The sequence below is a fragment of the Nocardia acidivorans NBRC 108247 genome, assembly GCF_001625085.1.
GTDB classification, from domain to species: Bacteria; Actinomycetota; Actinomycetes; order Mycobacteriales; family Mycobacteriaceae; genus Nocardia; species Nocardia acidivorans.
Window position 1 is genome coordinate 111,764 of record NZ_BDAW01000006.1, and the last position, 14,968, is coordinate 126,731.

A 14,968-nucleotide genomic window follows, 5' to 3' on the forward strand; every position below is an offset into this window, starting at 1 on the left:
CGGCCCGCGTCCGGACGGTGGCCTCATGACCTCAATCCAGTTGGCGCAGCGCGGAACCGGGGCGTTGCAGATCTTCAACGAGGCCGGTGTGCTCTCCGCGGCGGATGTGCACGTGGCGGTGCGGCTGGGGCGGCTCGGACGGGAGACCTCGCCCCTGGTGCTCTTCGCGACCGCGCTCGCCGTGCGCGCGGTGCGGTCCGGCTCGGTCTGCCTGGAAGTCCGTCGCATGCACGAGATCGGCGTGGATGCCGAAGGGACGGAAGAATCGTCGATCGATCCCGCGACCCTGCCCTGGCCGGATGTGGACGAGGTCATCGCCGCCCTGCGCAAGAGCCCCCTGGTGTGCGGCAGCCCGGCCGGGCCGCTGCGCCCGCTGCGATTGATCGATCCGCCCGGGTCCGAGGCCGGACCGCTGCTCTACCTGGACCGGTACTACCGGCAGGAGGAGACCATCCGGGCCGCGCTCACCGAACGCTCCACCACCCAGCCCATGGTGGACGCGGAACTCGTTCGGCGGGAACTGGATCGGCTGTTCCCGGGCGAGGGCGGACCGGGCGAGCCGCCGGATCGGCAGCGACTCGCGGTGGCGCTGGCCGCAACCCAGTGGACGACCGTGGTCGCGGGTGGACCGGGTACCGGTAAGACGCACACCATCGCGCGCGTGCTGGCGCTGCTGGTCGCGCATCAGCAAGCCATTCCCGGCGCACCGGCCCTGCGTATCGCGCTGGCCGCGCCGACCGGCAAAGCCGCTGCGCGCCTTCAGGAATCGGTGCGCGAACAGGCCGGGGACATCGGCCTGCCCGAGCTCACGGCCGCCACCCTGCACCGGCTGCTGGGCTGGCAGCGCGGCGGCGCGAGCCGGTTCAAGCATCATGAATTCAATCGGCTGCCCTATGACGTGATCGTGGTGGACGAGACCTCCATGGTGTCGCTGACCATGATGAGCCGCCTGCTCCCGGCCGTGCGCCCGGACGCGCGCCTGGTCCTGGTCGGCGACCCGGACCAGCTGGCCTCGGTCGACGCGGGCGCGGTCCTGGCCGACCTGGTGGCGGGACCGATTGCCGGACAGCCGAATCCGGCCCTGGAGAAGATCCTCGGCGGTGAATTGCGGGACAGCGCCGGACATCCCGACGCGCTCTCGGTCCGCGAGCGAGAACGGATGCGCGGCGGCATCGTCCGCCTCACCCGGGGCCGTCGCTTCGGCGGCCGGATCGCCGAACTCGCGGTCGCGGTGCGCGCGGGTGATGCCGACACCGCGCTGGAGCTGCTGCGCGCGGGCGGCGCCGAACTATCCCTGCACACACCCGAGGACATCGGTCAGGTGCGCGCGGATGTGCTGCGCGCCGCGCACTCCGCCACCGACGCGGCCCTGGCCGGTGACGCCACCGCCGCCCTCACCGCATTGGAATCGCATCGCCTGCTCTGCGCGCATCGACAGGGCCCGTACGGCGTCGAACGCTGGGACCGCATGGCCGCGGGCTGGGTCACCGCCGCCGGAATCAGTACCGAACCCGCTCCGGGACACTGGTATCCGGGTCAACCGCTGCTGGTCACGGCCAATGATCACGAGGCGCGCATCTACAACGGCGATACCGGTGTCATCGTTCGCATGCCGGACGGCACGCTGCGCGCGGCCCTGCAACGCGGCACCGAACCGTATCTGGTGCACCCCACTCAGTTCCCGGGCGTCACCACGGTGTACGCCATGACGATTCACCGCAGTCAGGGCAGTCAGTACGACACCGTGACCACCGTGCTGCCCGGGCCGGAATCGACCCTGCTCACCCGGGAGTTGCTGTACACGGCCATTACCCGCGCCCGCAAACACGTCCGTATCCTGGGCACCGAGGATTCGATTCGCGCGGCCATCGGGCGTCGTGTACTCCGGGCGAGCGGTCTGCGCGCGTAGCCCTCGGCGAATTCTTCTCGCGTTCGTAGTCCGCTTCGGCCCTGCGCGTGTTCGGTGCTGGATACGCTGGGCGCACATCTTTGCGAATCGAAGGAGTGTCGATGAGCAGCACGACCGAGCACGTCGATGTGCTCATTGTCGGCGCGGGTCTGTCCGGTATCGGGGCCGCCCACCATCTGCAGACCGCGTTTCCCTGGCGCACGTACGCGATCCTGGAGATGCGCGAGGGGATCGGCGGCACCTGGGATCTGTTCCGGTATCCGGGTATTCGGTCGGACTCCGATATGTTCACCCTCGGGTACCGGTTCCGGCCGTGGCTGGGGGACAAGGCGATCGCCGACGGGGATTCGATCCTGAACTATGTGCGCGAGACCGCGGCCGATGCCGGGATCGACAAGCACATCCGGTATCGGCACCGGGTGCTGGATGCCGAATGGTCATCGGCGCAGAATCGGTGGACGGTGACCGCCGAGCACGACGGCGAGACGGTGACCATCACCGCGAACTTCCTGTTCAGCTGCTCGGGGTACTACCGATACGACCAGGGGTACACGCCGGAATTCGCTGGTATGGAACGTTTCTCGGGACCGGTGGTGCATCCGCAGCACTGGCCCGAACAGCTCGACGTCGAAGGCAAACGCGTCGTCATCATCGGCTCCGGTGCGACCGCGGTGACCCTCGGCCCGGCGCTCGCCGATCAGGGCGCGCACGTGGTGATGCTGCAACGCTCACCGTCGTACATCATCTCCATGCCCGCGCGCGATGCCTTCGCCGATCGGGTGCGCCGCATCCTGCCCGCCAAGGCCGCGTACGGTCTGGCGCGGGCCAAGAATGTCGCGCTGAGCACCGCCATGTATCAAATCTCGCAGCGCTATCCCCGGCGTATGCGGTCGTGGATCTTCGGTCTCCAGAAGCGTTGGCTGCCCGCGGGTTACGATATTCAGACGCATTTCAATCCCAGTTACAAACCGTGGGATCAGCGGCTGTGCCTGGTACCCAATGGCGATCTGTTCCGCGCCATCCGGCAGGACAAGCTGGAGATGGTCACCGACCGCATCGAGACCTTCACCGAATCCGGTCTGAAACTCGAATCCGGTCGTGAGCTCGAGGCCGATATCATCATCACCGCAACGGGTTTGAACCTGATCGCGTTCGGCGGTCTGGAGCTGACGGTGGACGGGGAGAAGGTCGAACTCCCGAATGCCATGGCGTACAAGGCCATGATGCTCTCGGAGGTCCCCAATTTCGCCTTCATCATCGGCTACACCAACGCCTCCTGGACCTTGAAGGCGGATCTGGTGTGCGAGTACGTCGTTCGCCTGCTGCGGCATATGGATTCGCACGGCTACGCCAAGGCCACCCCGGTGCGCGATCCCTCGGTCGGCACCGCGCCCTTCCTGGATTTCCAGCCCGGCTATGTACTGCGCGCCCTGGACCGGCTCCCGAAACAGGGTGATCGCGCCCCGTGGCGGCTGCGCCAGAACTATCTGCGCGATCTGCCCATGCTGCGCTACGGCAAGATCGTCGACCCGGCCATGCGCTTCGAGAAGGCCGGTGCATCGACGCCGATCGCCAGCGGGCAGTAGGACTTTCGGGCAGGAGTACTCTCAGCGCCCGAAGACGCCTTCGAGACGATTGCGTGAGCCCGGATGCACCAGCCGGGCCACACTCACCAGCCCGTGCTCGGACCAGGTGCGGCGGCGAATGAGCAGGCACGGTTCGGTGCGCTCGATCCCGAGCAGGCGGCACTCCTCGGCGCTGCCCAGGACCGCCTCGACCACATGCTCGCCGCGCACCAGCGGCGCGACTCGGCTCAAATAGTCATTGGGCGTGGTGGTCACGAAGTTCTGTTCCAAATATCCCGGGGCCTGCGCGGGATTCACGTACCGGTCCTCGACCTGGATCGGGGCGTCGTCCTCGAAGTGCACCAGCACCGAATGAAAAGCCTTGGTGCCGATGGAATCCCGCAGGAACGGCTGGGTGCCGTCGATCTTCTCGTCGCGCACCAGGATCACTTCGGTGCGATGCCGATGCCCGCGCTGCTGGATCTCATCGGCGATATTGCGCACCTCGAACAGCGGTGAGGAGCCCTTGGTGGCGGCCACGAAGGTGCCCACACCCATCATGCGCACGATCAAACCCTCGGCGGTGAGTTCGCGCAGCGCCCGATTGATGGTCATGCGGGAGAGTCCGAGCGCGGCCACGAACTGATGCTCGGACGGCAGTTGATCGCCCTCGGTCCAGCGCCCGGAACGCACCTGGGTGATCACCAACTGCTTGACCCGTTCGTACGCGGGTACCGAATCGCCCCCCGCCTCGGCGAACAACGCCGCGAGGGAAGTCTCGCCCGAGCTGTTCGATCCCGCGACCGTTGCCATCCCCGCCGTACTCCTCGTCAGTCCATCGTTGTCGAGCCTGGAGCCTACCGGCCCGGATGCGGTCATTTTGACAGTTGTATAGACAGGACTATACAACTGTTGGAGAATGCGATCCAGCACACATTCTCAGCTGAGTGCGAACGGAGTCACGGAGGTACCCATGGACATCACTTCACCCGGGCACGAGGCCCGACCGGTACGCGCGCCGCGCGGTCCCGAGCTCACCACGCTCGGCTGGCAGCAGGAGGGTGCGCTGCGCATGCTCATGAACAACCTCGATCCCGAGGTCGCCGAACATCCGGACAGCCTGGTCGTCTACGGCGGCACCGGTCGCGCCGCCCGCTCCTGGGCGGCCTTCGACGCCATGGTCGCGACCCTGAAGACCCTGAAGAACGACGAGACCATGCTGGTGCAGTCCGGTAAGCCGGTCGGCGTCTTCCGCACCAACGAATGGGCTCCCCGCGTCCTGATCGCCAACTCCAATCTCGTTGGCGACTGGGCGAATTGGGAGGAGTTCCGCCGTCTGGAGGAGCTCGGGCTCACCATGTACGGGCAGATGACCGCCGGATCCTGGATCTACATCGGCACCCAGGGGATCCTGCAGGGCACCTATGAGACCTTCGGTGCGGTGGCGCGCAAGCGATTCGGCGGCACCCTCGCCGGAACTATCACCCTCACAGCGGGTCTCGGCGGGATGGGTGGCGCGCAGCCGCTCGCGGTCACCATGAACGAGGGTGTGGCCATCTGCGTCGACTGCGATGTCACCCGTATCGATCGGCGGATCAAGCACAGGTATCTGGATGTGAAGGCCGACAACCTCGATCACGCGCTGGAGCTGGCCATCGAGGCCCGCGATGCGCGCCGCCCGCTGTCCATCGGCGTGGAAGGCAATGCGGCCGAGGTGTTTCCGGCCCTGCTCGAGCGCGAAGCGCCCATCGATATCGTCACCGACCAGACCTCGGCGCACGATCCGCTGGCGTACCTGCCCATCGGCGTGGACTTCGGGGATATGAAGACCATGTCCGAGAAGGATCCGGTGTGGTTCACCGAACAGGCCCAGCTGTCGATGGCCGCGCATGTGAAGGCCATGGTCGGCTTCCTCGATCGCGGCGTCGAGGTCTTCGACTACGGCAATTCCATTCGCGACGAGGCCCGCAAGGGCGGTTTCGACCGTGCCTTCGACTTCCCCGGCTTCGTGCCCGCTTACATTCGCCCGCTCTTCGAGGAGGGCCTGGGCCCGTTCCGCTGGGCCGCGCTCTCGGGTGATCCGGCCGATATCGCCGCCACCGATAAGGCGATCCTCGAATTGTTCCCGGACAACGAGCATTTGAAGCGCTGGATCACCATGGCGGGGCAGAAGGTGGCCTTCGAGGGCCTGCCCGCGCGCATCTGCTGGCTCGGCTACGGCGAACGGCACCTGGCCGGACTCAAGTTCAACGAGATGGTCGCCAGCGGTGAGCTTTCCGCACCCGTCGCCATCGGCCGCGACCACCTGGATTCGGGTTCGGTGGCCTCGCCGTATCGCGAAACCGAAGCCATGAAGGACGGCTCGGACGCCATTGCCGACTGGCCGCTGCTGAACGCCCTGGTCAACACCGCCTCCGGTGCGTCCTGGGTATCGCTGCACCACGGCGGCGGCGTCGGTATGGGCCGTTCCATCCACGCCGGTCAGGTCGTCATCGCCGATGGCACCGACCTCGCGGCCCGCAAAATCGAGGCCGTGCTGACCAATGATCCGGGGATGGGTGTCATCCGGCACGCCGACGCCGGATACGAACACGCCATCGAGACGGCGCGCACCCGCGGCGTCCGCGTACCCATGTCCGAGAATCAGTAACCGATCCACCGCGGTCTATAAGCAGGAAGGCAGAGACCATGACGCACGACGGTCCCGCCGAGGTAGTACTCGCCCCCGAACGCCACACCATCGATGTCATTCCGGATGCGGAGCGGTACGGGAGTCCGCGCAGCCAGTTCACGCTGTGGTTCGGGGCGAATATGCAGATCACCGCGATTGTCGACGGTGCGCTGGCGGTGATCTTCGGCGCCGATGCGCTGTGGGCCATAATCGGCCTGCTCATCGGCAATCTGGCCGGCGGTGCGGTGATGGCGCTGCATTCCGCACAGGGGCCGAAACTGGGTCTGCCGCAGATGATTTCGAGCCGCGCGCAATTCGGTGTGCGCGGTGCGATCCTACCGCTGCTGCTCGCGATCCTGATGTACCTGGGATTCGCCGCCACCGGCACGGTGCTGGCCGGACAAGCCGTGGCCAAGGTCCTGCACGTCGACAGCCCGAAACTGGGCATGGTCATCTTCGGGTTGCTGACCGCGCTCATCGCGGTCACCGGCTACAAGCTGATCCATATCGTCGGCCGGATCGCCACCGTGGTCGGCATCGTCGGATTCACCTATCTGGCCATCCGCCTGTTCGCCGAGTACGACGTGACCGCGCAGCTCGGGGTGAAGGGTTTCGAGACCGCGACCTTCCTGCTGGCGATCGGTCTCGGCGCGGGCTGGCAGCTGACCTTCGGACCGTACGTGGCCGACTACTCCCGATACCTGCCGCGCTCGACCAGCGGCCGGGCCACCTTCTGGTCCACCTTCGCCGGAACAGTGATCGGCTCGCAGTGGTCGATGACCTTCGGCGCGCTCATCGCGGCCGTGGCGAGCAAATCGTTCATGAAGGACCAGGTCGGCTTCATCGGTGATCTCGCCGGTCCCGCGGCCGTCGCGGTGCTCATCTACCTGGTGATCGTGACCGGCAAGCTTACTGTCAACGTGCTCAACGCCTACGGCGGCTTCATGTCGATCCTGACCACCGTGACGGCTTTCGAAGGGCGCTCGCGCATTTCGACCCTGGCACGCGGGCTCTACATCGTCGGCTTCACCACCGTCGCCACCCTGATCGCCATCGCGGCCAGCGCCGACTTCCTGGCGAACTTCAAGAATTTCGTGCTGGCGCTGCTGATGGTGTTCACCCCGTGGAGCGCGATCAACCTGATCGACTACTACCTGATCTCCAAGGAGCGCATCGACATTCCCGCGCTCTACGACGCCACCGGTCGCTACGGGGCCTGGAATGTGCCCGCCCTGGCCTGCTACTTCGTCGGTGTGGCGGTGCAGATTCCGTTCCTGGCGACCAAGTTCTACACCGGCCCCGTCACCGACATGCTCGGCGGAGCGGATATCTCCTGGATCGTCGGAATCGTGGTGACCGCCGCGCTGTACTACCCGGTCGGCAAGCGCACCGCCAATCCGCCGGCGACCATGATCTACCCGCAGGACACCGAGATGGCCCGAGCCTGAAAGGAATTCGATCGTGACCAGCCTGGTCATCACGAATATCGGCACCCTCGTCACCAATGACCCGCAGATGGGTGAAGGACAGTTGGGGGTGCGTCGAGACGCCGCCATCGCCGTCACCGACGGACGCGTGGCATGGATCGGCGACAGTGCGCAGGCGCCCGCCGCCGATCACGGCGTCGACCTCGGCGGCCGCGCTCTCGTGCCCGGATTCGTCGAAAGCCACTCACACCTGGTGTTCGCGGGCGAACGGGCCGAGGAGTTCGCGGCCCGCATGACCGGAACCCCGTACTCCGCGGGCGGAATCCGCACCACCATAGCCGCCACCCGAGCCGCCGATGAGGGGCAGCTCGAAGGCAATGTGCGGCGACTGCTCAACGAGGCGCTGCGATCGGGCAGCACCACCGTGGAGTGCAAGACCGGATACGGCCAGACCACCCGCGACGAATTGCGGAGCGCACAGGTCGCGGGCCGGTTCACCGATGAGGTGACGCTCTTGGCGGCGCATGTGCCGCCGCCGGAGTACGCCGGACGCGCGGACGACTACGTGGCCATGGTCTGCGACGAGATGATCGAAGCCTGTGCGCCCCATGCCAAATGGATCGACGTGTTCTGCGAGCGTGGTGCGTTCAACGAGGAGCAGTCCCGCGCCGTCCTGAAAGCCGGTGTGGCGCACGGACTCATCCCGCGCGTACATGGCAATCAGCTAGGGCAGGGTCCGGGCGTGCGGCTGGCCGTGGAGATGGGCGCGGCCTCGGTGGATCATGTCACCTACGTGAACTCCGCCGATATCGACGCGCTGGCAAGCAGTTCCACGGTGGCGACGCTGCTGCCGGGCGCGGACTTCTGCACCCGGAACGCCTACCCCGACGCGCGGGCGCTACTGGATGCCGGAGTCACGGTGGCGCTGGGAGCCGACTGCAATCCCGGCACCTGCTACACCACCAGCCTGCCGTTCTGTATCGCACTCGCGGTCCGCGAACTGCATATGACGCCCGCGGAAGCCGTGTGGTCGGCGACCCTGGGCGGGGCGAAGGCATTGCGGCGCGATGACATCGGATGGCTGGGTATCGGTGCGCGCGCCGATGCCATCGCCCTGGACGCACCGTCGTATCTGCATCTGGCCTATCGGCCCGGCGTGGCACTGGTGCGCGAGGTATGGAAGGACGGCGTGCTCGTCACCCCGGGGGTCGCGGCATGAGCGCGCAGATCCGGGTCGATATTCCGCCCGCGGCATGGACCGGGCGCAATGACGGTGACACACCGGAGCATCTGCGGTGGCATCAGGCCATCCGTCCGTACGACCCGGAGGCGTCCGAGAGTCGTTGTGTGCTCATCGGTTTCGCCAGCGATGAGGGTGTGCGACGCAATAGGGGCCGCCAGGGTGCGGCGGCGGGTCCGGCGGCACTGCGGGCCGCACTCTCCTGCATGGCGCTCTCGGATCCGATGCTGTTGGAGGATGCCGGGACCGTCGCGGTGACCGATGCGAATCTCGAGGGCGGCCAGGAGCGGCTCGGAAATGCCGTTGCGGCGGCGATTGATTCGGGGCGACTGCCCGTGGTGCTCGGCGGAGGGCACGAGGTCGCGTACGGAACCTACCTCGGTGTCTCGGCCGCGCAGGGCCGCGCGGCCCGTCCGCGACTCGGAATCCTCAACCTGGACGCGCATTTCGACCTGCGCGATGAGGCTGTGCCGAGCTCCGGCACACCCTTCCGGCAGATCCTGGAAGCCGAGCGGGCGGCGGGTACCTCGGTGCGGTACGACGTGCTCGGAATCAGTCAGCCGAGCAATACCCGGGCGCTGTTCGACACCGCGGATCGTCTGGACGTGCACTATCTACTCGACGATCGTTGCGGGCCAACCGATTACGCGATGGTGGACGCCTTCGTCGCGGACCTCCTGGACGCGGTCGATATGCTGTATCTGACCATCGATCTGGATGTGCTTCCGGCCGCCGTCGCGCCGGGTGTCAGCGCGCCCGCGGCGTATGGGGTTCCGCTGGAAACCATTCAGCGCGTATGTGATCGGGTTGCGGCCAGCGGGAAGCTGGTCGCGGTCGATGTCGCCGAATTGAATCCCGGCCTGGACGTGGACAATCGGACCGCGCGGACGGCGGCTCGGCTCATACACCGGCTCGTATGCGCTCGCGCGGTGCCAGCACGCACAGGAGGGCAACGATAAGGCCGCCGCCCGCCAGGTAGAGGCCCCAGCTGCCGTTGAGCAGGTCGCTGTAGTCGTGGCGGAGCCGGTCGTCGAAGTTCTGGTCGAGCCGCCAGGTGAGGACGCCCAGTCCAGCCAGGCCGACCAGGACGGCGAGGGCGGCCAGGGTGCGGGAGCCGACCAGGGCGGCGATCAGGGTGACGGCGGCTACGGCCAGGAGGCCGATGGCCAGGGAGGTCCAGAGGTTGACGGACTGGTGGCCGAGTTGTTCGATGGATTGGCCGTCCGGGAAGCCGTTTCTGAGGTTGTCGAAGCTGATGTGCTGGGGTTTGAGGGAGTCCAGGAGGGGGCCGAAGGCGCCTACCGCTATCGCTATCGCGCTGGCGAAGAGTAGTAGGTGTACCGAGGTTCTCATATGTCCACGGTAGGTGGTTTCGGGCTTGGGTGGGGTAAAGATCAAGAGAAGAAAAGAACAAAAAGATAAAAGACGCCTGGACGGGAAGAAAAAAACGAGCAAAGAGAAAAGATGAAAAGAACGAGAGTCTGAATAGGTTTGTATCACAAGGGAATTCGGCTGGTGGGGGTGGGATTATCACGGTAGAATAAAGATATGGAATCCGGGGGTGACACCGCAATCGTAGTGGTCGTTCAGGCGCTGCGTGCTGCGGCGGACGCCCTGCTCTCGGCGTCGCCGATTCCTTTGTCGGATGACGAGTTCATCGCTCTGATGCGGGAGACCGAAACGGTTGCGCGGCAATTGGATGCCGTCAAAACCGGATTCGTGGACGAAACTCGCCGCCGGGATTTGCACGGCAAGGCGAATGTGAAGTCCCCGGCGCTGTACCTGGAACAGTCACTGCGCCTGTCCCGCGCGGACGCATGCCGTCGGGTGCGGGTCGCGGACAAGCTCGCGGTGCGTCGCCTGCCCGGGCAGGTTCTGGAACCCGAACTGCCGGTGGTCGCGCAAGCGCATCGAGCCGGGGAGATTTCCGCCGATCACGTCACCCGAATTCTGCAAACCATGGATCGTCTGCCCGGCAGCCTCGATATCGAGAAGCGGGAGGCGGCCGAGGTGTATCTGGCCGAGTACGCGAGCACCGGCTGGCCCGATGACGTGCGCAAACTGGGGGAAGACATCCTGCGGCGCGTTGACCCGGACGGCAAACTCTGTCACGACACCGACCGCCAGCGCATGCGCGGTCTTACCATCGGCACGCAGCGCGTGGACGGCATGTCCGCGTTGATCGGTGAGATCACCCCCGAGTTGCGCGCGGTGTTCGAGCCGTTGCTGGCCAAGCTGGCGCGCCCCGGTATGTGCAATCCGGAGGATCCCGAAAGCCCGCGCACCACAGCCGAATCCGCCGACCGTGAACGCCTCGAGGCCGCCGCCCAGCGGGACACCCGCACCGCAGCCCAGCGCAATCACGATGCGCTGCTTGCCTTCCTGCGCTACGAAGCCGATCCGGCCATCCTGGGCACCCACCGCGGCCTGCCGGTCGGCACCCTCCTCACCATGAGCCTGACCGATCTGGAGAACCGTTCCGGGGTGGCGACCACCGCCACCGGTGGGACGCTCTCCATCGGCGAAGCCGTGCAGCTGGCGGCGAACTCCACCCCGTACCTCGCCGTGTTCGACGACGCGGGTATGCCACTGCACCTGGGCCGTGGCAACAACCGACTGGCCAACAAGGCACAGCGGTTGGCCCTGGTCGCCGCCGAAAAGGGCTGCACACGCCCCAACTGCACCGCCCCCGCCACCCTGTCCGCGGTGCATCATGTGACCGAATGGTCCAAGGGTGGAAGAACCGATATCGAGAATCTCACCCTGGCGTGCGATAGCTGCCACGCCCTTATCCACGACGGTCCGGGTGGGTGGAAGACGGTGAAACTCGGTGCGGGCAGCCAATTTCCGGGCCGCACGGGCTGGATAGCCCCGCCCCACATCAACCCCTCGCGGACACCGGAGGTGAACCATCGTCACCATCCCGGTGAGTTGATGGCTGCCACTGTGTCGCGGATCCAATCCCGCAATGAGGCTGAGCGACAACGCCTGAAGCAGTGGTTGAACTGTCGCCGGTCGGGGGAATTCGGCTCGGGGCCTTCGTAGCGGACACCTGCCCTTACCCCCGCGTGCCAGCGGGGTTCGGGAGGACAAGCAAAACAAGCGAGGCAGTGCTGGTTACTTCGCCTGCCGTACCCCGCTTTAGCTCCCCCTTCGGGAGCCGCCCTCTCACCTCCCAGCCCGGCTGGATGGCGGTGGGAACCTCCAGACCACAACCCAAAAGACCAAAAGACTTTTGGGGGCGTCGAGCAGGAACTGGTGTGCGTGACACGCCGGGGTGGTGGTGCGTGAGGTCCTGATGAGGTGCGTCCGGATCGTTGGAGACACCTCTGAAGGTGTTGTGGTGGAGGGGTTCTGGGCCCGTAGGGCCCTTCTGTTCTTCTTGTCCCGGCGTCTTTTGTTTTGGTCCTGAAGGTTCCCACGGCCAGCCAGCCAGGCTGGTTCGTGAGAGCGCGGCACCCAATGGGGGAGCGAAAGCCGGGTACGGCAGACGAGGTTCCCACACCTCTTCTTTTCCGCATGCACTTCCTCTACCGATCCCAGCCCGGAGAGCACCAGCGAGTCACACCCCACCAATCACGAGATACCCCTGTTCAACTCGCGGTTGAACGACCAGCCCACCGCGAAAAGCAACTCGATGAACGGCGTAGACCGGTGGAAGGCATACAGCGATGTGCCGGAACTGTTTTGCCGCCCAGCAGGTGATCTCGGAGACCCGATCGCGGCTGCCCAGCCACCGGCCACGAGCGGTGAGACCACCCTCAGCCCGGGAAGAGCCCCGGAATTGTCAGGGCGTATTCGACGTCTTCCCGGCTACCGAGGGTGACCAGGCAGCTGCGAATCATGGTGAGGCGGGCCGCGGCGATGGTCTCCGGGCTGGGTTCACCGCCTGCCGAGATGCGATAGACCACGAATTCGCAGGTTTGCAGGCAGGTGTCCAGATCGAGGTCGGCCGGAACGGCGCGGCCGAGTTTGACGAATTTGGCGCGGATCAACTCCCGGATGTCGTCCATGGCGCGTTCGCGGTACGGCGAGACCGGGGAGCCCGGATCGTGTAACTCGGCGAACAGCGGCGAGAGCATCGGCCCGTGCCCGCTCGCCCAGTACAGGTACGCCTCGATCATGTTGATGCCGAGCTGAACCGGCTCCTCGGTGCGCTCGAGCGCGGACCGGATGCCGCCGACCAGATCGTCGTTCGACACCGTCAGCACCGCGTGCAGCGGTTCGATGGCATTGGCGAAGTAGCGGTAGAAGGTGGGCCGTGCCAGCCCTGCCGTCTCGATGATCCGGGCGACGCTGAGCCCGCGCGAACCGTGTTCGGCGAAGACGTCCGCGGTGGCCAGGATGATGCGGGCGCGCACCTGGTCGGCCTGCTTGGCCGTCTGCGGTGGGCGACCCCGGCGCGCGGTCGGGGTACTCGCGGTCATCGACCGCTCCGGGTGCTTGACATGGGGTGTGGCACGCCTATTAATCTAACACTAGTGTTCACCTAACAATGGTGTTCAGAAAATTGGCGGGGATCGGCCCGCGCATACCTATCGAGAGGGCGACCAATGTCGACTGCCCCGCAGCTCGCTGCCGCTGATGCACTGCCGTTCGACCTGGTGCAGCGGCTGCTCGCGCACGCTGTCGCCGGCGGCGCGCCCTCGGTCGAGGTGTTCGCACCCGCCACCGGACGCAAGATCGCCGATCTGCCGCAGTCCTCCATCGCCGATGTCGAGACCGCCTTCGCCACCGCCCGCGCCGCCCAGGCCCGGTGGGCCGAGGTGCCGGTGAGCGAGCGGGCCGCACTGCTGCGCCGCATTCACGATCTGGTGCTGGACGAGCAGGACACCATCCTCGATATCGTTCAGACCGAAACCGGCAAGTCCCGCGTGCACGCCTTCGACGAAGTCTCCGATGTCGCGGTGAACACCCGCTTCTACGCCGCCGAGGGCAAACGCCTGCTCGCGCACCGCAAGCCGCGCGGTGTCATGCCGCTGCTCACCCAGGTCGAGGTGCGCAATCGCCCCAAGGGCGTGGTCGCGGTCATCTCGCCCTGGAATTACCCACTCGCACTGGGCGCTTCGGATGCCCTGCCCGCCCTGCTCGCGGGCAATGCCGTCATCGGCCGCCCGGACAATCAGACCGCGCTGACCCTGCTGTGGGCCATCGATATCGCCGAGCGCGCGGGCCTGCCCAAGGGCCTGTGGCAGGCCGTGCTGGGGCGCGGCGCGAAGCTCGGCCCCGAGGTGATCGCCCGCGCCGACTACGTCGACTACACCGGCTCCAGCGCCACCGGCCGCACCATCGCCCGGCAGGCGGGGGAGCGGCTCATCGGCTACTCGCTCGAATTGGGCGGTAAGAACCCGCTTCTCGTGCTCGAGGACGCCGACGTCTCCAAGGCCGCCAAGATCGCGGTGCGGGCCTGCTTCGCCTCCGCCGGTCAGCTCTGCGAATCGATCGAGCGAATCTATGTGCACGACAAGGTGTATGACCGGTTCGTCACCGAATTCGTCGCCAACACCAAGGAATTGAGCCTCGGTAAGACCCTCGACTTCGACTACGAGATCGGCTCGCTCACCTTCCCGCGTCAGATCGACACCGTCAGCAAGCATGTCGACGATGCCGTGAGCAAGGGCGCGAAGGTGCTCGCCGGTGGTAAGGCCCGCCCGGATCTGGGTCCGTACTTCTACGAGCCCACCATCCTGGCCGACGTTCGCGAGGGCATGACCGTGTACCGCGAGGAGACCTTCGGCCCGGTCGTCTCGGTCTACCGCGTCACCAGCGACGACGAGGCCGTGGCCCAGGCCAACGACACCGCCTACGGCCTCAATGCCAGTGTGTGGAGCAAGGATACGAACCGGGGCCGCGAGGTCGCCGCACGCGTCAATGCCGGATCGGTGAATGTGAACGAGGGCTTCATCGCCGCCTGGGGTTCGGTCGCCGCACCGTCGGGCGGGCTCGGCATCTCCGGCACCGGCCGCCGCCACGGCCCCGAGGGGCTGCTCAAGTATGTCGACACCCAGACCATCGCCGTCCAGCGCGGCCTGCCCATCGCACCGCTGCCCGGCATGTCCGAGCAGGTGTGGGCCAAGACCATGACGCTGTTCCTGGGCGTGATGAAGACGTTGCGGCAGAAGTGATCCGCTGAAATCGAGACAGGGGTACACCGGG

At 66.3% G+C, this 14,968-nt stretch carries 11 protein-coding genes; 8 read left to right on the plus strand and 3 right to left on the minus strand.

What is annotated here, in order from left to right; translation table 11 throughout:
- The first annotated feature begins 25 nt into the window (after positions 1-25).
- On the plus strand, positions 26-1,909 hold the full coding sequence (gene recD, locus NA10_RS02225) for an exodeoxyribonuclease V subunit alpha (RefSeq protein ID WP_067562641.1): 1,884 nt from the start codon (positions 26-28) through the stop codon (positions 1,907-1,909).
- Positions 1,910-2,010: 101 nt separating this feature from the next.
- Positions 2,011-3,495 (plus strand): flavin-containing monooxygenase, encoded by a 1,485-nt coding sequence (locus NA10_RS02230; RefSeq protein WP_067562738.1) that lies wholly within the window; start codon positions 2,011-2,013, stop codon positions 3,493-3,495.
- 21 nt (positions 3,496-3,516) lie between these two features.
- Here NA10_RS02230 and hutC read toward each other — a convergent pair whose 3' ends face one another.
- Entirely contained in the window at positions 3,517-4,287 is a 771-nt protein-coding gene (hutC, locus tag NA10_RS02235; RefSeq protein WP_067562644.1) for a histidine utilization transcriptional repressor HutC, read from the minus strand.
- Positions 4,288-4,447: 160 nt separating this feature from the next.
- Between hutC and hutU the strand changes: the two genes are divergently transcribed.
- From hutU to hutG, 4 genes are all read left to right on the plus strand, one after another.
- Entirely contained in the window at positions 4,448-6,124 is a 1,677-nt protein-coding gene (gene hutU / locus NA10_RS02240; RefSeq protein ID WP_067562647.1) for a urocanate hydratase, read from the plus strand.
- Positions 6,125-6,162: 38 nt separating this feature from the next.
- A complete protein-coding gene (locus NA10_RS02245; RefSeq protein ID WP_067562650.1) occupies positions 6,163-7,593 on the plus strand; it encodes a purine-cytosine permease family protein in 1,431 nt (476 codons plus the stop codon).
- Between the two features lie 67 nt (positions 7,594-7,660).
- Positions 7,661-8,791: an imidazolonepropionase gene (gene hutI / locus NA10_RS02250; protein ID WP_218021426.1), complete on the plus strand. Its 1,131-nt coding sequence runs from the start codon at positions 7,661-7,663 to the stop codon at positions 8,789-8,791.
- Positions 8,788-9,771 (plus strand): formimidoylglutamase, encoded by a 984-nt coding sequence (gene hutG / locus NA10_RS02255; protein ID WP_067562655.1) that lies wholly within the window; start codon positions 8,788-8,790, stop codon positions 9,769-9,771. The genes hutI and hutG overlap by 4 nt, the downstream gene beginning before the upstream one ends.
- Here the strand turns inward: hutG and NA10_RS02260 are convergent.
- The gene (locus NA10_RS02260; RefSeq protein ID WP_067562657.1) at positions 9,713-10,165 is read right to left on the minus strand and encodes a hypothetical protein; all 453 of its coding nucleotides are present in this window, start codon (positions 10,163-10,165) and stop codon (positions 9,713-9,715) included. The genes hutG and NA10_RS02260 overlap by 59 nt on opposite strands.
- Positions 10,166-10,360: 195 nt before the next feature.
- Between NA10_RS02260 and NA10_RS02265 the strand changes: the two genes are divergently transcribed.
- Entirely contained in the window at positions 10,361-11,857 is a 1,497-nt protein-coding gene (locus NA10_RS02265) for an HNH endonuclease signature motif containing protein (protein WP_067562660.1), read from the plus strand.
- A 716-nt stretch (positions 11,858-12,573) separates the two neighbouring features.
- Here the strand turns inward: NA10_RS02265 and NA10_RS02270 are convergent.
- Positions 12,574-13,239 carry a TetR/AcrR family transcriptional regulator gene (locus tag NA10_RS02270; protein ID WP_067562663.1) on the minus strand — a complete coding sequence of 222 codons (666 nt, stop codon included), beginning with the start codon at positions 13,237-13,239 and terminating at the stop codon, positions 12,574-12,576.
- Positions 13,240-13,365: 126 nt separating this feature from the next.
- Here NA10_RS02270 and NA10_RS02275 point away from each other — a divergent pair, with 126 nt between their 5' ends.
- Positions 13,366-14,937 carry a succinic semialdehyde dehydrogenase gene (locus tag NA10_RS02275; protein WP_067562665.1) on the plus strand — a complete coding sequence of 524 codons (1,572 nt, stop codon included), beginning with the start codon at positions 13,366-13,368 and terminating at the stop codon, positions 14,935-14,937.
- Positions 14,938-14,968: the final 31 nt, after the last annotated feature.

Bases quoted from the DNA above. Each gene is read 5' to 3' on its own strand.
- recD (WP_067562641.1), top strand. From the start codon at position 26: ATGACCTCAATCCAGTTGGCGCAGCGCGGAACCGGGGCGTTGCAGATC.
- NA10_RS02230 (WP_067562738.1), top strand. From the start codon at position 2,011: ATGAGCAGCACGACCGAGCACGTCGATGTGCTCATTGTCGGCGCGGGT.
- hutC (WP_067562644.1), bottom strand. From the start codon at position 4,287: ATGGCAACGGTCGCGGGATCGAACAGCTCGGGCGAGACTTCCCTCGCG.
- hutU (WP_067562647.1), top strand. From the start codon at position 4,448: ATGGACATCACTTCACCCGGGCACGAGGCCCGACCGGTACGCGCGCCG.
- NA10_RS02245 (WP_067562650.1), top strand. From the start codon at position 6,163: ATGACGCACGACGGTCCCGCCGAGGTAGTACTCGCCCCCGAACGCCAC.
- hutI (WP_218021426.1), top strand. From the start codon at position 7,661: ATGGGTGAAGGACAGTTGGGGGTGCGTCGAGACGCCGCCATCGCCGTC.
- hutG (WP_067562655.1), top strand. From the start codon at position 8,788: ATGAGCGCGCAGATCCGGGTCGATATTCCGCCCGCGGCATGGACCGGG.
- NA10_RS02260 (WP_067562657.1), bottom strand. From the start codon at position 10,165: ATGAGAACCTCGGTACACCTACTACTCTTCGCCAGCGCGATAGCGATA.
- NA10_RS02265 (WP_067562660.1), top strand. From the start codon at position 10,361: ATGGAATCCGGGGGTGACACCGCAATCGTAGTGGTCGTTCAGGCGCTG.
- NA10_RS02270 (WP_067562663.1), bottom strand. From the start codon at position 13,239: ATGACCGCGAGTACCCCGACCGCGCGCCGGGGTCGCCCACCGCAGACG.
- NA10_RS02275 (WP_067562665.1), top strand. From the start codon at position 13,366: ATGTCGACTGCCCCGCAGCTCGCTGCCGCTGATGCACTGCCGTTCGAC.